Origin of the sequence: Streptomyces sp. NPDC059009, assembly GCF_042740175.1 — a bacterium.
GTDB lineage: Bacteria > Actinomycetota > Actinomycetes > Streptomycetales > Streptomycetaceae > Streptomyces.
Map to the genome: position 1 here is coordinate 1 of NZ_JBHYJB010000076.1, position 21,923 is coordinate 21,923.

19 protein-coding genes are annotated in these 21,923 nt (G+C 72.8%); 15 read left to right on the plus strand and 4 right to left on the minus strand.

The features are described 5' to 3' along the window. Positions 1–173 precede the first annotated feature (173 nt). A complete protein-coding gene (locus ACFWYM_RS43540) occupies positions 174–362 on the minus strand; it encodes a hypothetical protein (protein ID WP_384850946.1) in 189 nt (62 codons plus the stop codon). Between ACFWYM_RS43540 and ACFWYM_RS43545 the strand changes: the two genes are divergently transcribed. The 3 genes from ACFWYM_RS43545 to ACFWYM_RS43555 all read left to right on the plus strand — a co-directional run bounded on the left by ACFWYM_RS43545 (position 307) and on the right by ACFWYM_RS43555 (position 4,031). Then, entirely contained in the window at positions 307–951 is a 645-nt protein-coding gene (locus ACFWYM_RS43545) for a response regulator transcription factor (protein ID WP_384850942.1), read from the plus strand. The genes ACFWYM_RS43540 and ACFWYM_RS43545 overlap by 56 nt on opposite strands. Before the next feature lie 186 nt (positions 952–1,137). Beyond that, positions 1,138–1,818, plus strand: a complete 681-nt coding sequence (locus ACFWYM_RS43550; RefSeq protein WP_384850915.1) for a DUF4255 domain-containing protein — start codon at positions 1,138–1,140, stop codon at positions 1,816–1,818. 155 nt (positions 1,819–1,973) lie between these two features. Continuing rightward, positions 1,974–4,031 carry an ATP-binding protein gene (locus ACFWYM_RS43555; RefSeq protein ID WP_384850944.1) on the plus strand — a complete coding sequence of 686 codons (2,058 nt, stop codon included), beginning with the start codon at positions 1,974–1,976 and terminating at the stop codon, positions 4,029–4,031. Positions 4,032–4,149: 118 nt separating this feature from the next. Here the strand turns inward: ACFWYM_RS43555 and ACFWYM_RS43560 are convergent, their stop codons facing one another. Both ACFWYM_RS43560 and ACFWYM_RS43565 read right to left on the minus strand, forming a co-directional pair. Further along, positions 4,150–5,553 carry a hydrolase gene (locus ACFWYM_RS43560; protein ID WP_384850916.1) on the minus strand — a complete coding sequence of 468 codons (1,404 nt, stop codon included), beginning with the start codon at positions 5,551–5,553 and terminating at the stop codon, positions 4,150–4,152. A gap of 123 nt (positions 5,554–5,676) precedes the next feature. Continuing rightward, positions 5,677–7,458: a DUF4157 domain-containing protein gene (locus ACFWYM_RS43565; RefSeq protein WP_384850918.1), complete on the minus strand. Its 1,782-nt coding sequence runs from the start codon at positions 7,456–7,458 to the stop codon at positions 5,677–5,679. 257 nt (positions 7,459–7,715) lie between these two features. Between ACFWYM_RS43565 and ACFWYM_RS43570 the strand changes: the two genes are divergently transcribed. From ACFWYM_RS43570 to ACFWYM_RS43585, 4 genes are all read left to right on the plus strand, one after another. Continuing rightward, a complete protein-coding gene (locus ACFWYM_RS43570) occupies positions 7,716–9,305 on the plus strand; it encodes a phage tail sheath subtilisin-like domain-containing protein (protein WP_384850920.1) in 1,590 nt (529 codons plus the stop codon). Between the two features lie 70 nt (positions 9,306–9,375). Then, positions 9,376–9,819, plus strand: coding sequence for a phage tail protein (locus ACFWYM_RS43575; RefSeq protein WP_384850922.1), 444 nt, complete (start codon positions 9,376–9,378; stop codon positions 9,817–9,819). Further along, positions 9,819–10,325 (plus strand): hypothetical protein, encoded by a 507-nt coding sequence (locus tag ACFWYM_RS43580; protein ID WP_384850924.1) that lies wholly within the window; start codon positions 9,819–9,821, stop codon positions 10,323–10,325. The genes ACFWYM_RS43575 and ACFWYM_RS43580 overlap by 1 nt, the downstream gene beginning before the upstream one ends. Further along, on the plus strand, positions 10,322–10,480 hold the full coding sequence (locus tag ACFWYM_RS43585; RefSeq protein WP_361195977.1) for a DUF6760 family protein: 159 nt from the start codon (positions 10,322–10,324) through the stop codon (positions 10,478–10,480). The genes ACFWYM_RS43580 and ACFWYM_RS43585 overlap by 4 nt, the downstream gene beginning before the upstream one ends. A 2,420-nt stretch (positions 10,481–12,900) precedes the next feature. On the opposite strand, the gene ACFWYM_RS43590 is transcribed toward ACFWYM_RS43585, so the two are convergent. After that, positions 12,901–13,602, minus strand: a complete 702-nt coding sequence (locus ACFWYM_RS43590; RefSeq protein ID WP_384850925.1) for a hypothetical protein — start codon at positions 13,600–13,602, stop codon at positions 12,901–12,903. Positions 13,603–13,612: 10 nt separating this feature from the next. Between ACFWYM_RS43590 and ACFWYM_RS43595 the strand changes: the two genes are divergently transcribed. The 8 genes from ACFWYM_RS43595 (at position 13,613) to ACFWYM_RS43630 (ending at position 21,875) form a co-directional block, all read left to right on the plus strand. Then, on the plus strand, positions 13,613–14,293 hold the full coding sequence (locus ACFWYM_RS43595; RefSeq protein WP_384850927.1) for a hypothetical protein: 681 nt from the start codon (positions 13,613–13,615) through the stop codon (positions 14,291–14,293). 77 nt (positions 14,294–14,370) lie between these two features. Then, on the plus strand, positions 14,371–14,793 hold the full coding sequence (locus ACFWYM_RS43600) for a phage tail protein (protein ID WP_384850929.1): 423 nt from the start codon (positions 14,371–14,373) through the stop codon (positions 14,791–14,793). A gap of 39 nt (positions 14,794–14,832) precedes the next feature. After that, positions 14,833–15,552, plus strand: a complete 720-nt coding sequence (locus tag ACFWYM_RS43605; protein WP_384850931.1) for a LysM peptidoglycan-binding domain-containing protein — start codon at positions 14,833–14,835, stop codon at positions 15,550–15,552. Further along, the gene (locus tag ACFWYM_RS43610) at positions 15,552–17,459 is read left to right on the plus strand and encodes a VgrG-related protein (RefSeq protein WP_384850933.1); all 1,908 of its coding nucleotides are present in this window, start codon (positions 15,552–15,554) and stop codon (positions 17,457–17,459) included. The genes ACFWYM_RS43605 and ACFWYM_RS43610 overlap by 1 nt, the downstream gene beginning before the upstream one ends. Before the next feature lie 73 nt (positions 17,460–17,532). Next, entirely contained in the window at positions 17,533–17,985 is a 453-nt protein-coding gene (locus tag ACFWYM_RS43615; protein ID WP_384850935.1) for a GPW/gp25 family protein, read from the plus strand. Continuing rightward, positions 17,985–19,943 (plus strand): putative baseplate assembly protein, encoded by a 1,959-nt coding sequence (locus ACFWYM_RS43620; RefSeq protein WP_384850936.1) that lies wholly within the window; start codon positions 17,985–17,987, stop codon positions 19,941–19,943. The genes ACFWYM_RS43615 and ACFWYM_RS43620 overlap by 1 nt, the downstream gene beginning before the upstream one ends. A 31-nt stretch (positions 19,944–19,974) precedes the next feature. Further along, positions 19,975–20,532 (plus strand): phage tail protein, encoded by a 558-nt coding sequence (locus tag ACFWYM_RS43625; RefSeq protein ID WP_384850938.1) that lies wholly within the window; start codon positions 19,975–19,977, stop codon positions 20,530–20,532. Continuing rightward, positions 20,529–21,875, plus strand: a complete 1,347-nt coding sequence (locus ACFWYM_RS43630) for an NADase-type glycan-binding domain-containing protein (protein WP_384850940.1) — start codon at positions 20,529–20,531, stop codon at positions 21,873–21,875. The genes ACFWYM_RS43625 and ACFWYM_RS43630 overlap by 4 nt, the downstream gene beginning before the upstream one ends. Positions 21,876–21,923: the final 48 nt, after the last annotated feature.

The window sequence follows — 21,923 nt, forward strand, 5'->3', positions numbered from 1 at the left end:
CCACCGACGGCTGGAAGCACTTCTACAAGACCTGCTCCTGACACCTGACCAGACCGCCGGGCGCCACCGATCCCCCGTTATGCGGCGGCGCCCGGTCCTGTTGTGCTCCTCGGCGCACGCCGCACCGTTCGCCGCCCCGCGCACCCGGCCACCCGGCACACCCCGCACCCGGCTCACCAGTCCCAGAGTGAGGAAGAACGCTTGTCCAGCTCGGCCCCGGCCTCCCCTGTCTCCCTCCCCACGACGAACCCCCTCCCCTCGACGAACTCCCTCCACGCGACGAACTCTCTCCACGCGACAGCCTCCCTGCCGACCACCGCCTCCGTGCCGAGGAAGGCGAACCGGGTGCGGGTCTCCGTCACCGCCTCCGACCCGATCAGCCGCGAGGGCGTCCTCAGCCAGTTGCGTCAGCACCCGGAGGTCGAGCTGGACGGGGACCCCGGCTCCGCCGCCGTGGCTCTGCTCATCGAGGACACCCTCGACGAGGCGGCCCTCACCCGGCTGCGGCGCGTGGTGCGCAGCGAGGGCATGCGGGCCGTGCTCGTCACCGGCTCGGTCCGCGAGCACGAGCTCCTGGACGTCATCGAGTGCGGCGTGGGAGCCATCGTCTGGCGCCACGACGCGACCGCCCAGCGCCTGGTGCAGGCGGTGCTGACCACGGCCCGGGGCGGCGGCGATCTGCCCGCGGACTTACTGGGCCAGCTCATCGGCCAGGTGGGACGCATCCAGCGGGGCGGCGCCGAGATGCCGGGATCCTTCCTGAGTTTCACCAAGCGCGAGGTGGACGTGGTGCGGCTGGTCGCCGAGGGGTTCGACACCTCGGAGATAGCCCTGAAGCTGTCCTACTCCGAGCGCACCGTCAAGAACGTGATGCACGGCCTCACCACGCGCCTGCACCTGCGCAACCGGGCCCACGTGGTGGCGTACGCCCTGCGTGAGGGCTTCATCTGAGCGGGATCCGCCCGCCGGGCGGCGGGCCGACCGGCCGCGCGGGCGCGGAAGTCGGCCCTTTCGGGCAGCGAGCCGTGCCCCGCCGCCATCCCCGCCGTGCCTGTGCCCCGGGCGGCACGAGGAGCACGCTCGACGGGGGCCGCAGGCGGCCGCCAGGCAAGCGAACGGCAGCTGGGAGCACAAGCAGTGATCCATGAGGTGGACCAGGTCCTCAAGAACCTCATCGGCGGCGGGGCCCTGGCCGGGTCCGATATCGACGTGTCCCTCGACGTGCCCACCCGGGACTGGGCGGCCCGGCGCAACGGGCCCGTCGTCAACGCCTACTTGTACGACGTCCGGGAGGACGTGTCCAAACGACAGCGCGGCCACACCGGGCTGCGCGACGAGCGGGACATCGTCGTGCGCCGCCGCCGTGCCCCGCGCTGGTTCCGGCTCTCGTACCTGGTGACGGCCTGGACGAAGACCCCGCAGGACGAACACCGGCTGCTGTCCGCCGTCCTGGCGACGCTGCTGCCGCACGAGCTGCTGTCCCCACGGGAACTCCCGGGCCCGCTCGGCGCCCTGGGCCTGTCGGTACCACTGACGGTCTCCGGCAGTCAGTCGGAGGCCCGCTCCCTGGCCGACATCTGGTCCGCGCTGGGCGGCGAACTCAAGCCCTCCCTGGACGTCGCGATCATCGTGCCGTTCCCCGCGTACCCCGACTACGACGCGGGGCCGCCGGTCACCGAGGGCGCTACGGTCCGCATCAGCGGCATCGACGGCGGCCAGCCCCGGTCCGCGGAACGCAGCCATCGGCCGCGTCAGGTGGCGGCTGCCCGGGGCGCGCGCGAGCAGGCCGCGGCGGCGCGCCGCACGGAGGAGTCATGAACACCCCGTCCGTCGAGGACACTTCGCCACTCCCGGCCCCCACGCCTCCCGAAGGTTCCTCGCCTCCCGAAAGTTCCTCGCCGTTCGAAGTCCCGTCGTCCTTCGAAGACCCCTCGTCTCCCGAGGACGCGTCGCCCCCGAAAGAACCGCACTTGCTGACTGTCTCCCCCACGTCCCCCACGTCCTCCCACCCGCACGGCCCCGGCGCCGCCACCGGACCCGCCCGTTTCCTCCTCGGCCGGCTGACCGAACTGCACAAGACGACCGCCGCCCTGGTCGAAGCCCGTTCCGCCGACGACCCCACCGCGAGCGACCCGTTGCGCGGGCTGTACCTGTCCGAGGAAGCCGTCCGTCATCTGCTGCACGCCGGGCCGCGTGCGGCGCCGGACGCGGACGTAAGGCCGGACACGTCGGCGGCCTCGCCCGGCGACACGGGCGTCGGCCGCGGCCCCGACGACCGGCTGGCCGGAATCGCCGCCCGGCTGCGCCTGACCGAACTCGACGTGGCCGTCCTGCTCATCGCCCTCGCCCCCGACCTGGAGCGCGGCTTCGAGCCGCTGTACGGCTACCTCAACGACGACGTGAGCCGCCGTCGCGCCACCGTGGGGCTCGCCCTCGACCTGTGCGGGCTGCCCGCGCATCTGCCGGAGGCCCGCGCCCGCTTTCATCCGGCGGCGCCGCTGCGCGCCCTCGGGCTGCTGGACGTCGAGGAGGCCGAACGGCCGCTGCTCAGCCGCTCCTTGCGGGTGCCGGACCGGCTCACCGCGCATCTGCTGGGGGACGACACCCCGGACGCCGCGCTCCTGGGCCGGCTGCGTCCGCTGCCGGAGCCGCTGCTCGCCGCCGGGCAGGACGAGGACTTCGTCCGGCTGCTGGCCGCGCGGCTCGGTGAGGGTCCGCTGACGGCCTATCTGAAGGAGCACCGCGAGGGCGACGCCCTGGCCGCGCTCTCCTCGGTCCTGCGCCGCGCGGGCCGCGACGCGCTGTGCTTCTCCGGGCCCGCGGACCATCTGCCCGAGCTGCTGCGTGAGGCACGCCTCAGCGGCCGGGCCGTGGTGGTGTCCGGCCTGCCCGAGCAACCGGGCGCGCTGGTGGCCGAGTTGGCCGCGGCCACGGATGTGACCGTGCTCCTGGCCGATCCGCGCCCCTACGATCCGCAGTGGTCGGCGCGCGACCCGCTGGTGCTCCAGGCACCCCGGCTCCCGGCCGGAGGGACGGCGGCGTGGCAGTCGGCGCTCGGCCCGGACGCCGACGGCTTCGACCTGGCGGCCACCGTCGCCCCGTACCACCTCGGTGGTGAGCGCATCGCGCGCGCGGCCCGGGCCGCGGCGGCGCTCGCCGCCTTCGAGGGGACGCCGCTCGGCGCCGCCCACGTGCGCCTGGCCGCCCGCCAGCAGTCGGCCTCGGGCCTGGAACAGCACGCTCGCCGGGTGCAGCCCGCGGTGGACTGGCAGGACCTGGTGCTGCCCAGCGCTCCCCTCACCCAGCTGCGCGAGCTCGCCCTGCGCGCCCGCCACCGCGACCGGGTGCTCGGGGACTGGCGGCTCAGCGCGGGCGGCGGCCGCGGGCGCGGGGTCCTGGGGCTGTTCGCGGGCGAGTCCGGCACCGGCAAGACGCTGTCCGCCGAGGTCGTCGCCGCCGACCTGGGGGTGGACCTCTACGTGGTCCAACTCTCCTCGATCGTCGACAAGTACGTCGGTGAGACCGAGAAGAACCTCGAGCGGATCTTCACGGAGGCCGACCGCACGGACGCCGTGCTCCTCTTCGACGAGGCCGACGCCGTCTTCGGCAAGCGGTCCGAGGTCAAGGACTCCCACGACCGGTACGCCAACATGGAGAGCGCCTATCTGCTGCAGCGCCTGGAGTCCTTCGACGGCATCGCGCTGCTGACCACCAACCTGCGCGCCAACATCGACGACGCGTTCACCCGCCGCCTCGACCTGGTGGTCGACTTTCCCTTCCCGGACGCGGAGCAGCGCACCGCCCTGTGGCGGCACAGCCTCGCGCACGTCCCGCACGCCGACGGCATCGGCCTCGAATCCCTCGCCGAGGGCTTCGAGTTGGCCGGCGGCAACATCCGCAGCGCGGTGGTCACCGCCGCCTACCTCGCGGCGGGCCGGGACGAACCGGTCGGCGCGGACGACCTGTTGGAGGGCGCCCGCCGCGAGTACCGCAAGGCGGGCCGGCTCGTCCCGGGCGAAGCGAGCTGGTGAGGGACGGTCCGCCATCGTGTGACGGCCCCCGACACCGTGTGGTGTCGGGGGCCGTCACATGCCGTATATGCCGCACGTGCCGTACGTGCCGTACGTGCCGTACGTGCCGTACGTGCCGTCACACGGTGAAGCGGACCGCCTCAAGCTGCTTGTAGGCGTCGATCGGGCTGCCGACGTACTTCCAGCCTCCGGGGTCGGTGCAGATCTCTTCCTGCCAGTCCTCGTCCTTCAGACGGGCCGTGCTGCACACCGAGCCGTCGAAGACCTTGATGGTGTATCCCTCAAGGGCGGGGTCGGCGTCCTTGGAGCTGCCGAAGTACATGTTCTTCCCGTCGTCCGCGTTCGTCCACGGGATCTCCTGCCGCCAGCCCTCGCCGACCCAGGCGCCGGTGCCGCTGACGCCCTGGGTGTCGGCCACCGCGATGTTGAGGGCCTTGATGGGCGTGCCCTTGCCGACCGTGCCGGCCTCGGCCCCGTCGCACACGGGGTCCTGCCAGCCCTCGCCCGCGACGAAGGCGCGGTAGCAGATGTGGCGGCCCTCGCTGCGTTCGGCGAGCTTGTTCACCGCGTCGGCCGCCGTCTGCTGCTTGGGCTTCTCGGGCTTCTCGTCGCCGCCACCGCCCCCGCCGCCCCCTCCGCCGTCGGAGCCGCCTCCGCCGTCGCCGCCGGGCTTCTCGGTGGGCTCGTCCGGCTTCTCCTCGGGCTTCGGCGGGGGGCTCTTGATCGGCGGGCTGGACGGCGCGATGTTGCCCGCTTCCTGCGGCTTCTCGCGGGCCACGGTCTGTACGCGCGGCTGGTACGACAGCCAGATCACCACGAACGCGATCGCCAGCGCGATGAGCAGTCCGAAGGTGGTGGCCAGCCAGCCCGGCAGGATCCCGCGCTGCACGAAGGTGCCGGGCACGTCCGTCGGTTCGGTGCCGGAGCGCCGCAGGGCCAGCGCGTAGGGCTGCTCCTGCTTGGATCCGAACCAGGTGATCTGCCGGGGCCGCAGCGTCGCCTTCACGAAGGCGGCCCGGCCCGGGTCGATCTGGATGTTGCTCGGCTGGAGGTCGTACGACAGCCGGTCCCCGGTGTCGCTGCCGCTGAGCGAGGCGGTGACCTTGGTGTTGCCGAGGTTGTCCACCGCGAGGCGCGGCCGCCCCCGGAACCGCCCCTTCACCGTCGGCGGCACCAGCTCGGTCCGTATCTCGGTGAAGGGCGTGATGGTGAGGTTGCCCTCGGGGACGGTGACGGCGTCCGGGTGTTCGGTGGGTGTGATCCGCACCGCGTACGGGTTCGGCCCCGCGGTCGCGTCGGGCGTGCGGGGTGGCGCGAACGTCAGCTCCACCGTGCCGGTCGTCCCCGGATAGAGCCGCAGCGACGGCGGCTCCACCGTGGTCCAGGGCGCGAGGGCACCGACCGGTTCGAAGCGGTACTCGTCGACGATGTCACCGGTGTTGCGCACCTTCAGCCGCACGGTGGTGCTGCTGCCGGGGTCGACGGTCGCGGAGGCAGGTTCCAAGGAAGTCCAAAGGCTCACGCCTCGACGCTAGGAGAGCCTGCCCGGTCCGTCAGGAGACCGGGGGGCAGACCTGGTTGCCTTCAGGGGCAGCGGCGGATGCTCTCCGGCCCGCCCCCCGACCGCCCTGCCGCGGCCCGGACTTCACGCCCCCTTCATGAGGATGGTCAGCCGGACCCGTCCTTCGTGGTCCAGGTGGCCCCACTGCTCGTGGAACGACTGCTCCTTGCCGTGCATCGCGAAGTACCACTGCGGATCGTTGCCGGGCCTGGCCTCCTCGTGGCGGGCGTAGTTCTCCATCGTCACGGAGTCCGAGCCGCTCGAGGCCACGACGGGAGCGAAGTGGAAGTCGAACACACCCGGTGCGTCACGCGTCGGGGCCTGCGTCTTGGTCATCAGTACGTCGCCGATGCCGGCCGGGGGCGTGTGCTCGTTCAACCCCCGCCGCTGGATGGCCTCTTCGAGGCGTTCCTCCCCGCGATGGGACAGGACGCCCACGATCAGGCGCTCCATGACCTTGCTGTACTTCTGCACCTTCTCGGGCTCCCGGCTGGTGGCCCCCTTCTTGGCCTTCAGATAGTCCTCGTACGTCGGGGCCTTCTTGAGCTTGAGCTTGGACTGGACGTCGGCCAGGACGCCGGCGAGCGCGGCGAAGTACGCGTCCGTGCCGTGGTCGGCGAGCCCTTCCTGACCGGAGACGGCTGTCGCGATCTCGTTGCACCGCTGCGGCAGGGTGGCCGGCAGACCGCGCACGCCGGGCCCTTCCGGGTTCGACTTCCGGGTCACCACGGGGTGGACCCGCCAGAGCGTCCTGGTGGTCTCGCCGTGGGTGATGGACAGGTAGTGGCTTCCCGACCGCTCCAGCCGCACCTGGCCGTGGAGGCGCTCGTTCGCCCGCCCGATCTGGTCGTCCGTGGCGAAGAACATCTTGGCCTGCCGGCCGCTCCCGGTGTGCTCCACCGCCAGGTCCATGTTGTCCGAGATCCGCAGCGCCACCAGACCCTGGTAGACGATGTTGGGCGCGCCGGACGCGTCGACGAAGCTCTCCTTCTCGACCGTCTCGTTCGGCTTGTTGACCGTGCGCGACTTCATCTCCTGACCGGGGAAGAAGTCGTCGCCGCTCTTGTCGAAGAAGTCCCCCACGGGGGTCCGCGTGCCTCCGGGGCTCTCCCGGCCCCGCTGCGGGTAGCCGGTCTCGCCGGGGCGCACCACGGCGAAGCGCTGCACCGCGCGCAGGTCGTCCGTGCCGCGCGGCGCGGCGTTCAGGTCGTCCGTGCTGCGCTGCACCGGTGCGGGTCGGCCGGGCAGCGACAGGTCGGGGCTGCCCCCTTGGGCGACCTTCTTGCCGTTCGAGGCGGCCGAGACCTCGAACGGGTCGTGCGGGCTGGAGACCTTCGTGCCCGAGCCGTCGGCGGTGCCGGCCACGTCCCCCATCGCGGTCTGGTACGTGTGGTCGACCTCGTGGAACTTCACCTCGTCGGGCAGATTCGGCTCCGCGGCGAGGATGTGCGACCCGACGGTGAGGGCCTGGGCCCCGAACTCCCGCGCCGCCCGCTGCGCCACCGGACCGTCGTGCCACTGCACATGGCCGAAGGTCATCGGGTACACCTGCTCCGCCCGGTCCCGGATGCGGGACTCCAACGGGCGGCTGGGGGAGGCGATCCCGGCCTCCAGACTCGCCTTCCGCTGGACGGCCGCCTGCGCACCGGACATCTCGGCACCGGAGGTCCTGGCACCGGACACCTCGCCGTGGCCGCACCCGGGACCGTGGGCGTGGGGCCCCTCCTCCAGGGCACGCGACACCGCCCTGTTCCCGGCCCGGGCGCTCAGCCGCAGCATCCGTCCCGCGAGGGTGTCCGGCGTGCGCGCCTGCCGGGATGCACGGTGCCCGTCGGTCTGTTGGGCCGGTGTTCCGTGTACGTGCACGTCGTTCCCTTCGGCGCAAGGTACAGGTGATCCACCACACCTTTACCGGGCCGGATCCCGCCCGGACAGGACCGCGAGGGCAGCCTTTCGGGCAAGGCGGCGGGCGGGGCGCGCGATCGGGCGGTGCCGCAGCCGCCCTGAAGTGCCCTTGCGGGCAGCGACGTTGCCCGGGGTGTGGCACCCGAGGACGTTCCGGCGGCGGGCCGCGCCGACCAGGGTTGGAGAAGTCCCGTCTCGTACCTCGAGGAGAGCAGAGCATGCCGTCCTACTTGTCGCCCGGCGTCTACGTCGAGGAGGTGGCCAGCGGTTCCCGTCCGATCGAGGGGGTGGGCACCTCCGTGGCGGCCTTCGTCGGACTCGCGCCGACCGGACCGCTGAACGAGCCCACGCTGGTGACCAACTGGACCCAGTACGTCGCCGCCTTCGGCGACTTCACCGACGGGTACTACCTGGCGCACTCCGTCTACGGCTTCTTCAACAACGGCGGATCCGCCGCGTACGTGGTCCGCGTGGGCGGCACCGCCGAGGGCGCCTCCGGTGACGGCGAGGCCCCTGCCGCGGTCAACGGCGCGGCCCCGAAGTCCGCACTGCCCGCCGCCGAGCCGAAGCAGCTCGGCGCGTTCACCGTGGCCGCCACGGGCCAGGGCGCGAACGGCCCGCTGACCGTGGAGGTCGCCGACGCCGAGGGCGAAGGCCCCGCGGAGCGCTTCAAGTTGATCGTCAAGAGCGGCGACAAGCCGGTCGAGACCTTCGACGTGAGCGCCAAGAAGGGCAACCGCTCCTACGTCGTCACGCAGGTCAAGGAGCGCTCCAAGCTCATCACGGTGACGGAGAACGCCTCCGGGGCGCAGCTCACCCGCCCGGAGAACCAGACCGTCACCCTGCCCGCGCCGCCCGCCGCCGCGCCCGCGCCCGTGGAGCAGGAGACGCCCGCGCACCCGGGTCCGGCCCAGTACCTCGGCGACTCCGCGGACCGCACCGGCTTCGGTGGCCTGGAGGCGATCGACGAGATCTCCATGGTGGCCGTGCCCGACCTGATGGCCGCCTACCAGCAGGGCGCGATCGACCTGGAGTCGGTCAAGGCCGTGCAGCTCGGGCTCGTCGCCCACTGCGAGCTGATGGGCGACCGCGTCGCGGTCATCGACCCGCCGCCGAGCCTCAATGCCCGTCAGATACGGGTGTGGCGTCAGGAGACGGCTGGTTACGACTCCAAGTACGCGGCCCTGTACTACCCCTGGCTCAAGACCTTCGACCCGGCCACGGGCAAGGCCCGCATGATGCCGCCGAGCGGTCACATCGCCGGTATCTGGGCGCGCAACGACTCCGAGCGCGGCGTGCACAAGGCGCCCGCCAACGAGGTCGTGCGCGGCGCCGTCGACCTGGAGCTGCAGATCACCCGCGGCGAGCAGGACCTGCTCAACCCCATCGGCGTCAACTGCATCCGCGCCTTCCCCGGCCGCGGCATCCGCGTCTGGGGAGCCCGCACCCTCTCCTCCGACCCCGAGTGGCGCTACCTGAACATCCGCCGCTACTTCAACTACCTGGAGGAGTCGATCCTGATCGGCACCCAGTGGGTGGTGTTCGAGCCGAACGACCACGCCCTGTGGGCCCGGATCCGGCGCAACATCTCGGCGTTCCTGGTCACCGAGTGGCGCAGCGGCGCGCTCTTCGGCCAGCGGCCCGAGGAGGCGTACTACGTCAAGTGCGACGAGGAGACCAACCCGCCGGAGTCGGTGGACCTCGGCCGGGTGGTGTGCGAGATCGGCGTCGCCCCGGTCAAGCCCGCGGAGTTCGTGATCTTCCGGCTGTCCCAGTTCTCCAGCGGCAGCGGGGAGTTGGAGGAGTAGCCGAGCCGCTCCCCCGCCCTCGTACACCTCGTACGCCATCGCCACAAAGCCCTAGAAGGACAGCGAACCCATGAGTCTCATGCAGGGTGACTCCCTCACATCACACAATTTCGGTCTGCAGATCGACGGCGTGATGGTCGAGTACCTCCAGGAGGTCAGCGGCCTGACCCTCGAGCAGGACATCATCATCAGCCAGCAGAACACCGCGCAGGGCCAGATCGACATCAACATCCTGCCGGGCGTGCAGAAGAACGGTCAGTGCACCGTCGTGCGCGGCATGACCCAGTCGTCCGCGTTCACCCAGTGGATCAACGACTCGATCAGCGGCCGGATGAGCACCGCCCGCAAGAACGCCTCCATCATCATGATGGATTACGAGGACAACCCGGTGAAGCGCTACAACCTGCGCAACGCCTGGTGCAACAAGATCGACGCCAGCTCGCTCAAGGCCGGCGAGGCCGCCGTCCTCACCGAGACCGTGACCATCGTCTTCGAAGAACTGGTCATCGAGTAATGCGGCGCAAGGCTGTTGGGGCGCCCGACTCGGGCACGGTCGTCGCGGCGCCCCCGGCCCCCCAGAACGCGGCGGCGGGAGGGGAGTCCCCCACTCCGCCTTCCGTCGCCGCTCAGACCGACGCCGCACCACGGGCCCTGCGCACCGAGTTCCCCTTCCAACTCCCGCGCGGCTACGTGGACGAGGCGGGCACCGTGCACCGCGACGGCGTGATGCGCCTGTCGACGGCGCGGGACGAACTGATCCCGCTGCGCGACGTCCGCGTCCAGGAGAACCCGGCGTATCTGTCCGTGGTGCTCCTGGGCCGGGTCATCACGCGCCTGGGCACGCTGCCGTCGGTGCACGACGGGACGGTGGAGAACATGTTCGCCTCCGACCTGGCGTTCCTCCAGGACTTCTACCGACAGATCAACGCCGAGGGGCACACGCGCGCCGCCGTGTCGTGCCCGCACTGCTCCGAGCCCTTCGAGGTGGAACTCGGCGGGAGCCGCCTGGGGGAATCGTGACGTACGCGACCGACCGACTGCACGAGGAGATCGCGTACGTCGCCTATCACTTCCACTGGAACCTGGAGACGATCCTGGACCTGGAGCACCATGACCGCCGCCGGTACGCGGACCAGATCGCGTCCTTCGTGACGCTCGCCGGGGCGGAGGGCTGAGCCGTGGGGTTGTTCGACCGGTTGCGGGGGCGGGGCGAAGGCACGCCCGAGGGTGGCGCCGATGTCGGGGGCGTCGCCGACGCCAGTGGTGACATTGACGGCAATGGTGGTAGCGGCGGCAGTGGTGACACCGCTGTGGGCCCGCCGGGCGCCGCTGCCTCGTCCGACGGTGCCTCCGGCGGTGCCCGAGCGGGTACGGGCGCGTGGGCCGGGCTGCCGCCGATCCAGCGGTCCGTCGGCGACAGCGGATCCGGCGTCGCCGACTCCGCCTTCGGCATGCGGCTGCCCACGTGGCAGAACCCCTCCTTCACCCGGACGTCGGCCCACCCCGGCGTCCTGGACGCGGCGGCGTCGAGCAACCTGCTCTCCGCCACGTCCTCCTCGTCGGCCGCGGCACTGAGCGAGACGGCACGGCCGACCACGGGGCTCGAGGGGGCCGCGGGTGCGGCGCCCTGGACCCCTTCGTCGCCGCCCCCGTCGGAGCGCCGGATGCCGGTGGCTCCGCTGCGGGCGGTCCAGCGGGCGGAGGCCGCGCCCGCAGCGCCCGCCCCGGAGCTCTCCGGGGCCACGGCGCCAAGGTCGGGTGCGTCCGGCGGTGGGCAGGGGCCCGCCGCGTCCCGTAGCTCGGTGGGGACCGTGGGACCGGCTGGGCCAGCCGCCGGGCGCACCCCTTCCGTGGGCCCCGGTCGGCGGCCGGGGCCCACGGCATCCGCCGTGCCGGTGGCGGGAATTGGCGGTACGGGTACGGGGCCGGGGCCTCGGGCCGGTTCCACCCCGGGGCGGGCCTCGGGGGCCCGTCGGACTCCGGCGTCGGCTCCGGCATCGGCTCCGTCGTCGGCTGCCGTGCCGGTGCAGCGTGCCGCTGCCGCTGGGGCGGCGACCGGGGGCCGGGGGACGGGAGTTGCTGGAACTACGGGAACACGGCGTGCGGCGGCACCTGTCGTCCAGGGTTCCGGTGCGGCCGGCGTGCCTGCGGTTCCGGCCGCACCGGCCGCGCCTGCCTCGCCTGCCTCGCCTGCACTTCCTGGCTCGCCTGGTGCGCCTAGTGCGCCCGGTACGCCTGCCGCTCAGAGTTCTGGAGTGCAGCGTTCCGGTGCGCAGGGCCCCGTCGGTCAGACAGTGCAGCGCTCGCATGTCGTGCAGGAGGGGAACGGAACGTCGGTCGTCACGCCGTCCCGTGTGTCGAGCGCTGCGACGCCGGCGCCCGCACCGGCTCGCGGGGTCCGCGTGACACCCACCCCGCCCGCGCCGACCACCCCGGCCGCCGCACCCCCGGCGGCCACGCGGCCCCGCCCGCTGACCAAGGCGCCGGTCGCGCCCACGGCTGCCGTGCAGCGCCGCGTCCTGCCCGTGGCCCGTCGGGAGCCTGCGCCGGTACGGGCAGCCGCGAGCGAGGGGTCCCGTGCGGGGGCGGCGGCGCCGGACGGTGACGGCGGGTCGCGAGGGGGAGGCCAACCACCCTCCCCCTCACGGCCGTTGACGGGCACCTCACGGACACCCACGCCCACGCCTGCACCCGCACCCGCCTCCACGCCCTCGCAGGCTGCGCCGTCCAGTGCGTCGGCACCGGGTGCGGCGTCGAGTGCCTCGACACCGGATGCAGCAGCGCCGAGTCCCGCCAAGCCGGTCGCTGCCAAGCCCGCCGCCGCCAAGCCGAGTGCAGCATCGCCGACCACCCCTTCGCCCACCCCTTCGCCCACCTCTCCTTCTCCGAGCGCTTCGAAGCCCACGGCCGGGAACCAGACACCCGCTTCCCTTCCCGTGACACAGCGGGCGATTCGGAGTACCCCCGGCCCCGCTCCGTCCGCCCCGCACCCCGCCGCGTCTCCCCCATCTCCCCTATCTCCCCCGTCGGCGACGGCATCCGACTCCCGTACGGAAGCGAGCAACCCTCGTACGGAAGGGCCGGGTTCGCGTGCCGCCGCGAGCAGCACGCCCCGCACGGAAGAGGGAACCCCGCGCACCAAGGCAGGCAACTCCCCTGCGCAAAGGCCGAGTTCTCCCACGTCGCCGCCCGCCACCACGAGCGCCCAGCAGGGGACAGTGCAGCGCAGCACCGGACGCACGGCGCCCCGCACGTCACCCCGCGCGGGCCTCGGCGCCCCGGTCACCTCCGACTCGGCGCCCAAGGCGCCGACCCCGGATCCCCCTTCCGGACCGCCTGCGGCCACGCCGTCCGCCTCAACGAGCACGGGCTCGACGGCCGCCCCCGACGTACCCGCGACTCCTGCCGAGCCGCCGCGGAACCCGGGCTCCACGCCGCCCGCGCGCGAGGTCCAGCGCGCCGCCGCTCCCGTCACCAGGCCCACCCCACCGCGCGGCCGCACCCCGCGCGGCCGCACCCCGCTCGGTGCCCCGCTCACCGGCCCGGTCCCGACGAGTGCGTCGCGCCCCGGCGGCCGTACGACTCCGCCACCGGTTCAGCGGAGCACGTCGCCCAACTCGCCCTCTACAGCGCCGTCTTCGGCACCCACTTCACCTGCGGCCACGCCGAAGGGCGCCACCGCCCCGACTCCGCCGGCCGTGCAGCGAGCCGCCGGATCCCCCGCGTCCACGCCGCCGTCGAAGCCCGCGCCGCGCACGGACGCGCCGCAGCAGGCACCCGCCGCGTCCGGGCCCACCGGTCCGGCAGCGCCGCCCGTCCAGCGCGCCGTCGCCCCCAACTCCCCCGTGCCGCCTGTCTCGTCACAGAGTCCAGCGACACCTCCTGCACCCCCTGCACCTCCTACGTCTCCGGCTCCTCCGGCTCCTCCGATACCCCCCGCGCCTCCGGTCCAGCGGGCCACCACACCCACCGCGCCCACCGGCTCCACCCCGAAGCCCGCCCCCACGACGCCTCGGCCCACCGGCCCGACCCCACCGCCGGTACAGCGAGCCATGCCCAACTCACCCGCGGAGCCCACCAGGCCGACCCCTGGAGCACCCCGCCCCCGCACCGCTGCGCCACTGCCGGTGCAGCGTGCGACCACCCCCAACTCGACCCACTCGCCCCACCCGCCCTCTGCGCACACCCCGTCGCACGGCGCCACGACACCGGCCGAGTCCGCACCGCGCCCGAGCACCCCCAGCGCACCCGCCATGCCCACCACTCCCACCACACCCGACTTCCCCACCACACTCACCCCACCCACCATGACCCATACCGCCGCCACACCTGCCCATCCCGCCACCCCCGCGTCGACCCCCACCATCCAGCGCAGCGTCACACCCACCCCTGCCCCTCCCGTACGTCTCCGCCCCCTCACCCCGCCCAGCACCACCACCGCCGTCCGGTCGCCCCTCCCCGTGGCCCGCCTCGTCGCCCCCTCTTCCCCGATGGGGACAACTCCCGTGCAGCGCCTGCCCATTGCCCCGGCAGGCGGCGAGGCCAGCTCAGGCGTCGGCACCGGCACCGGCACCGGCACCGGCATCAGCGGTGGCGGTCCGGTCGTGCAGCGCGGTTTCCGTTCGTCGACCAAGTCGGCGACCGGGCGCCTGGCCGCCTCCGCTGCCGCCGCCGTGGCCGGCAGCCTGGAGCGGCTCCAGCACGGCGGCGGCCAGCGGCAGCAGCACCGGCAGGACCAGGAAGAGGTCGTCGACGACCCGCTGCCGTTCCCGCCCAGCAAGAACCCGGAACCGGTCACCGTCTCCGACGGCCCGCCGCCGCCCGGGTACACGCCGATACCCGAAGGGACCTTCGACCCGAAGGCCCTCACGGACTTCCAGATCGACGAACTCGTCCACCGCATGATCGGCCGCATCACGCGCCTGGTCCGCACCGAACTCCGTATGGACCGCGAACGGATCGGCAGACTCCGCGACGACCGCCGCTGAGCCGCCCACCGCAGCCGTACCGCAGCGCAGCACCACCCCAGCGTCACCGCAGCAACGACAGAAAGGCCCACCCCGCGATGCCCCGCCAGGACCCGGGTTCCACGATCTGGTTCAGCCTCTCCATCGACGGCGAGAGCCTCGGCTACTTCAACGGATGTGAGGGGCTGTCCTCCAAGGTGGAGGTCGAGCAGCGGCAGGAGGGCGGCAACAACGGCTTCGTGTGGCAATTCCCGTCCCGCGTCACCTTCTCCACCATCCGCCTCACCCGCCCGCTCACTCCGGACACCACGAAGGTCGCCAAGTGGATCTCCTCCGTGCAGACGGGGATCAAGCGGCCCACCGCCGAGATCGCGGCGCTGCGCGCGGACGGCTCGGAGGTCGCGCGCTGGGGTCTGATCGACGTGCTGCCCGTCAGCTGGCAGGGGCCCCGGCTCGACCCCAGCAGCCCGGCCGTCGCGACGGAGGTCCTGGAGATCGCCCACCACGGGTTCACGGACTAGCGGGATCACAGGGACCAGAGAGGAGCGGGAGACACCCACATGCCCCAGAGCAAAGGCGCCGGCAAGAGCCTCGTGCGCGCCAGCCTCGCCATTCACGAGCCCCCCATCGGCATCAGCACCACGCCGGGAGGACTCATCAAGACGTTCGACTTCGACTTCAATCCGGCGCAGCTGACCATCGGCCGCCGCGCCACCTGGACGGTGACCCCGGCCGCGAGCAACCGTGACGGCGCGACGCCGGAGTTCATGGGTGCCGAGCCGCGTGAGATGAGCGTGGAGATCTTCCTCGACTCGTCCGAGAAGCCGTCGAGCGAGTCGGTCATGAAGAAGGTGGACGCGCTGCTCGACTGCTGTGCGGTCACCGACAAGAGCCAGAAGGCCGACCAGCCGTCGCCGCCGTGGGTGCGCTTCCAGTGGGGGTCGTTCAAGACGGCCCGGTTCACCGCCTACGTCAGCTCGGCCGACGCCTCGTACACCCTCTTCGGCACCTCGGGCGTGCCCATCCGGGCCACCTGTCAGCTGCGTCTGCACGAGATACCCGGTGACGCCCTGGGGCAGAACCCGACCTCCGGCGCGCTCACCGCACAGCGCGTGCACCGGGTCGTCGCCGGCGACTCGCTGCAGTCGCTGGCCTGGCGCGAGTACGGCGACGCCACGGTGTGGCGGGCCATCGCCGAGGCCAACGGCATCGACAACCCGTCCGTCCTCACGTCGGGCACCGAACTCGTGCTGCCCGCGGCCCAGGAGGTGGTGCGCTGATGGCGCACACTCCCTTCTCCAGCATCATGAAGGTCAAGTTCGGCGGCACCGAACTCCCGGCCAAGTACGACCCGTTGTTCGTCGACGGCTGGGTCGACCAGGGGGCCGGGGTGCCCGCCGCGTTCCGCCTGACCTTCCGAGACCCGAACCGCCTGCTCCTCAAGGAGCTGGGCGTCAAGTTCGGCACCGAGGTGGAGCTGACCCCGGTGGCCGACGGGCAGGGCTCCGGCGACCCGCTCCTGACCGGCGAGGTCACCGCCCTGGAGGCCGACTACGACGGCACCGGGTCCTTCACGGTGATCCGCGGCTACGACCTCGGGCACCGCTTCATGCGGCGGCGCCGGGTGGCCGCGTACACGAACGAGACGGCGTCCTCGATCGTCAGGAAGCTGGCCGGGCTCGCGGGCGTGCCCATCGGGAAGATCGAGTCCTCCGGCGGGAGCTACGAGTTCATCAGCCAGGCCAACGTCACCGACTGGGACTTCATCGCCCGCCTCGCGGACGAGAACAAGATGGTCATGTCCCTCGACGCGAAGGGCACGTTCAACTTCGTCTCGCCGAAGCCCTCTTCGGGCGCGCCCTCGCCCAAGAGCGAGAAGAACCCCCTCGTCCTGAAGTCCCGGCGGGACATCCTGCGCCTGCGCACCTCCGTGACCGCCGCCGACCAGGTGGCCGAGGTGGAGGTGCGCGGCTACGACGTGGCGGGCGCGCGCGAGATCGTGGAGACGTCGAAGAAGGCCAACAGCCCCGTCTTCTCCATCGGGACGTCGCCGAAGAAGGCCGCGGCCGCCTTCAAGAAGACCAAGCTCGTGCAGACCTCGGTGCCCTACGACAAGCGGCCCGAGGTCAAGCACGCCGCCGACGCCCTCTTCGACGACGTGTCCTCGTCCTTCTCCGAGCTGGAGGTCGTCGTCCACGGCAACCCCAAGCTGCGTCCCGGCGTGCCGGTGGCGCTCGCCGACGTCGGCTGGCCCTTCCAGGGCAAGTACACGACGACGTCCGTGCGGCACGTGTTCGGCAACGGGCAGCGCTACGAGTCCTGGGTCACCGTCAGCGGCCGCCAGTGGCGCTCCTTGTACGGGCTGACGTCGGGCGGTTCGGAGAGCGAGCCGAAGCTGCCGAGCGTGGCCAACGCCGTCGTCACGGACGTCGACACGAAGGACGAACAGGCCCGGGTGAAGCTGAAGTTCCCGTGGCTGGACGACACATATGTCAGTGACTGGACGCGCTGTGTGCAGCTCGGCGGGAAGCGCGGCGGCGGGATCTTCCCGCTGGACGTCGGCGACGAGGTCCTGGTCGGCTTCGACAGAGGCGCGCTCGACCACCCCTTCGTGATCGGCGGGCTCTACAACGGCAAGGACAAACCGACCCGCAACAAGGCCCCGCTGTATTCGGGCGCGCGCAACCAGGCCAGCCGCCACACCCTCGCCGACCGCACCGGCAACCGCGTCGACCTGCTCAGCCAGCGCGTGGGCAAGCACCGGGGCGTGCGGCTCTCCACGGGCGACGACAAGCTGACCGTCCATCTGGACCGCGCCAAGACGGAGATCACCGTGGACAGCAAGGGCTCGGTCTCCATCAAGGGCAGCCGCTCCGTGTCCGTGCAGGCGGGGACGGACCTCAGGCTGGGGGCCAAGGGCAATGTGTCCATCCAGAGCGGCGGGCTGCTCAACGTCCGGGCCGCGACCGCCATCAACATGAACGCGGGCGGCGGCGGATTCAGCGTCAACTCGTCGTTCTTCAACGTGCGGGCCGCCGGTCTGGCGACCGTCAGCGCGGCGGGCGGGCTCACGTTGAGCGCCGCCGCGGCACTGACGCTCACCTCCGCCGCCACGATGGCGCTGACCTCGAGCAACATCGGCCTGAACGGTGTGGTCATGGTCAACCGGAAACCCCTGCCCTTCTGATGGCCGCCGTGACCCCTGTGTCCCCCGTGTGTCCCCTGACCCCGCATCCCGAGAAAGGACCGGTGACTTCCTGATGGCCGAACAGTTCGTCGGCTCCGGCTGGGCGTTCCCGCTGCGCATCGGCCCCACCGGGGGCATCGCCCTGGTCAGCGGGGAGCGCGAGGTCGAGGAGGCCATCCGGCTCGTCCTGGCCACCGCCCCCGGTGAGCGGCCGATGCGACCGGAGTTCGGCTGCGCCATCCACGACCTGGTCTTCGCACCGGCCAACGAGCAGACCGCGGGCCGCATCCAGCACGAGGTGTATCTGAGCCTGGACCGCTGGGAGCCGAGGATCGAGGTGCACGAGGTCGAGGTCTCCGCGGGCGAGGACCAGACCGTGCTCTACATCGACGTGCGCTATTCGATCCGCGGCACCAACAACCCGCGCAGCCTCGTCTTCCCCTTCTACGTCATCCCCTCCCACGAGGAACCGGGGTCCGCGGAGACGTCCGACGGCCCCGGTGCCTTCCCCGAAAGCGACCGCTGATGCCCCTGCAGAGCCCGAACCTCGACGACCGCCGCTTCCAGCAGTTCGTCGACGACGCCAAGCGCTACATCCAGCAGCGCGCCCCGGAGTGGACCGACCACAACGTCTCCGACCCCGGCGTCACCCTCGTCGAGACCGTCGCGCACATGGCGGACCAGATCGTCTACCGCCTCAACCGCGTCCCGGAGAAGAACCACCTGGCCTTCCTGGACCTGGTCGGCATCACGCTGTTCCCGCCGGCCGCCGCGCGCACCGACGTGACGTTCTGGCTGTCGGCGCCCCGCGACGAGCCGGTGGCCGTGCCGGTCGGCACCGAGGTGACCACGCTGCGCACCGAGGCCGAGGACGCCGTCGTCTTCGCCACCGAGCACGACCTGCGCATCGTCCCGTGCATGCTGCGGCACGTGATGGTGCAGCGCCGCGGCGAGCCCGTCGCCGACCGCACCGCGGACCTCGCCGAGGGCACCGACGTCATGTGCTTCGCCGAGGCGCCGACCGCCGGAGACTGTCTGCTGTTCGGTCTGACCGCCGCCGTCCCGCACTGCGCGGTCGCCATCGAGCTCGACAGCCGCGTGGACGGTGTCGGCGTCGACCCCCGCCAGCCCCCGCTGGTGTGGGAGGCGTGGACGGCGGACGGCTGGCAGCAGTGCGAGGTGCACAGCGACGGCACCGGTGGCCTCAACCGGCCCGGCGACGTGATCCTGCACGTGCCCGGAGGCCATGTCCTCTCCCGCAACGGCGGCCAGGAGGCGGGCTGGCTGCGCTGCCGCGTCACCGAGGCACTGGCCAACCAGCCCTTCTACACGACCTCGCCGACGGTGCGCTCCAGCGACGCCTGCACGATCGGCGGCACGACCGGCGTGGTGCACGCGGACACCGTGTACGACGAGGCGCTCGGCGAGGCCAACGGGCTGCCCGGCCAGCGTCTGAAGCTCGCCCACGCACCCGTCGTCGGCGACGACCAGCCGGTGCTCCTGCAGACCGCCGAGCTGGACGGCTGGGAGGACTGGCAGGTGGTACGGCACTTCGCCGAGTCCCGCCCCGACGACCGGCACATCACCCTGGACGCGACCACCGGCGACATCGCCTTCGGCCCCGCCGTCCGCGAACCCGACGGCACCCTGCGCCAGTTCGGCATGTCCGCCCCCAAGGGCTCGGTCATCCGCGCCCGCCGCTACCGCACCGGCGGCGGCCGGGCCGGCAACGTGGCCCGGGGCGCCCTGTGCGTGCTGCGCTCCTCCATCCCGTTCATCACCGAGGTCGTCAACCGGGAGGCCGCGCGCGGCGGCGTCGACGGCGAGACGGTCGAGGAGGCGAAGGTGCGCGCCCCGATCACGCTGCGCGCCCAGGAGCGCGCCGTGACCCTGCGCGACTACGAGGAACTCGCCCGCCGTGCCGCCCCGGAGACCGCCCGCATCATGTGCCTGGAGGGCAAGGTCGACGACTACGGGGCGCACGCGGTGCGGGTCCTGGTCGTGCCGCAGGCCGTGCCCGATCCCGGCGGGCGGCTGAGGTTCGAGCAACTCGTGCCCGGCGACGCCCTGTTGGAGCGCATCACCCGCCACCTCGACGAGCGCCGCCTCATCGGCACCCGGCTCGCCGTCGGCCCGCCCTACTACCAGGGCGTGACGGTGGTGGCCACGGTGCACGCGTTCCGCGGGGTGGAGACCGACCGGGTGCGGCGCGCGACCCACGACGCCCTCTACCGCCACCTCGACCCGCTCACCGGCGGCGCGGACGGCAGGGGGTGGCCCTTCGGCCGTCCCGTCCAGGCGGGCGAGATCTTCGCGGTGCTGCAGCGGGTGCCCGGCGTGGAGCTGGTCGACGAGGTCGTCCTGCACCCGGCCGACCCGCTCACCGGCAAGCGCGGCGACCGCACCGACCGCATCGACCTGGAGCCCTCCGCGCTGGTGTTCTCCTTCGACCACCGTGTACGGGTGATCGGGGACGCCTCGTGACCCCGGCTCCGCGGCACCCGGGAGGCCGCTCATGAGGGGTTCCATCGACGGCCTCGGCTCCTCCGCGCCCATCGGGATGATGCTCCCGGCCGTCTTCGCCGACGACGACCTGGCCCTGCGCTTCGTGGCGGGCCTGGACGAGGTCCTGGCACCGATCCTCAACGTCCTGGACTGCCTGGACACGTACTTCGACCCCGCGCTCACCCCGGCCGACTTCGCCGAGTGGCTCGGCGTCTGGGTGGGCGCCGAGACCGACGGCATCGAGTCGGAGGCGCGGCTGCGCGCCGCCGTCGCCGCCGCGGCCGCGCTGCACCGCGTACGGGGCACGCGGCAGGGCCTGTCGGAGACGGTGCGCCTCGCGTTCGGCACCACCCCCGAGATCACCGAGAGCGGCGGCGCCGCGTGGAGCGCACGCCCCCGCGGCCCGGTCCCCGGCAAGCCGCGGCCGCACCTGAACGTGGCGATCCGGCTACCCGACCCCACCCCGGCGGACACCCACCGCCTGGACGCGCTGGTGGCCGCCGCCCGCCCCGCCCACATGCCCTACTCCGTCACCGTCACAGCCGCCGAAAGGACCCTCGAGTCATGACCACGCAGAACTGCACCGAGTGCGACGCCCGCGTGGAACCCGGTCAGTCGTTCTGCGACGCCTGCGGTGCCGTCCTCAGCTGGAACACGGCCGGGGCGCGCTCGGGGGCGGCGTCGGCCGCGGGCCCGGGTGCCCAGGCCAACTCCGGGTCCGCTTCCGGGCCGGGGTCCGAGCCCGGCCCGGGCTGGGACGCGTTCGCCCGCCCGGCCCGTACGACGCCCCCGGCGCCCGCCGCGCCCGATGCCGCCGCCCCGGCCCCGCCCGCCACCGGCCCGGTGCCGAGCCCGGCGGCCGAGCCGCGCGCCACCGACTCCGGACTGCCCCGCCGCCCCCACCCGGACGCGCCCCCGGAGCCCCCGGCCACCGCGGGACCCGCCCAACCCCCAGCCAACGACCCGGACATGACGGACACGGCGCCCAACGACCCGGTGCCCCCGTACACCCCCGGCCCGGAGACGGTCCGCTCCCTGCTGGTGCCCGTCTCGGAGCCGACGGCCGCCCCGCCGCCCCCGGCCGTGAGCCCGGTCCTGCCCGGCCGGCCCGACACCGAGCGTCCGCAGGTGCGCGTGCCCGGACCGCAGCAGGGGTCCGGCAACGGCCTGCCGTGCCCGTGGTGCTCCACCCCGAACCGCCCCGACCGGCACTTCTGCGCCCGCTGCGCGATGCCGCTGGCCGAGACCGAGGACCAGACGCCCGCGCCGCTGCCCTGGTGGCGCCGGCTCATGGGCCCCGGCCGCAACCAGACGCCCTGGGCGGGTGAACGCCCGCGGCTGCGCCGGGTGTTCGACAACATCGGCACCTGGATCACCTGGGCCGTCGTCCTGACGCTGCTCATCTTCGCCGCGGTGAACCTCTCCGACGGCATCCAGGCCACGCGCGACCACTTCGCCAAGCGCGCCCCGGTCGAGCCCGACGGGATCCGCGCCTCGCGCTCGTACGAGGGCCACCCGGCGAAGCTGGCCATCGACAAGCTCAACAACACCTGGTGGGGCCCGGGGGTCGCGCAGTCGGGCCAGGGCGAGTGGCTCGAGCTGAGCTTCGTCCGGCCGACCCGGCTCCTCGACGTCATCATCACGCCGGGCACATCGACCCGCGCGGACCAGATCGGCAAGTCCGCCCTGCCGCACCGCGTGAAGGCCACAGTGACGAAGAAGGACGGCTCGGTCACGACCCGCGAGCTGTCCCTGGACCCGGGGGCGGGCCCGCAGCGCCGCGACTTCCGCGTGGGCGAGGTCACCAAGGTGCGCTTCACCATCGAGTCGGCCCACGCCGCGAACGACAAGAAGCAGGTGGCCATCGCGGAGGTGGAGCTCTTCGGCCGCTCGGACGGCAGCCGCACCTGAACCCACCCGCTCTCACGAACGACGCGCTTGCGGCGACCGGCTTCCCGG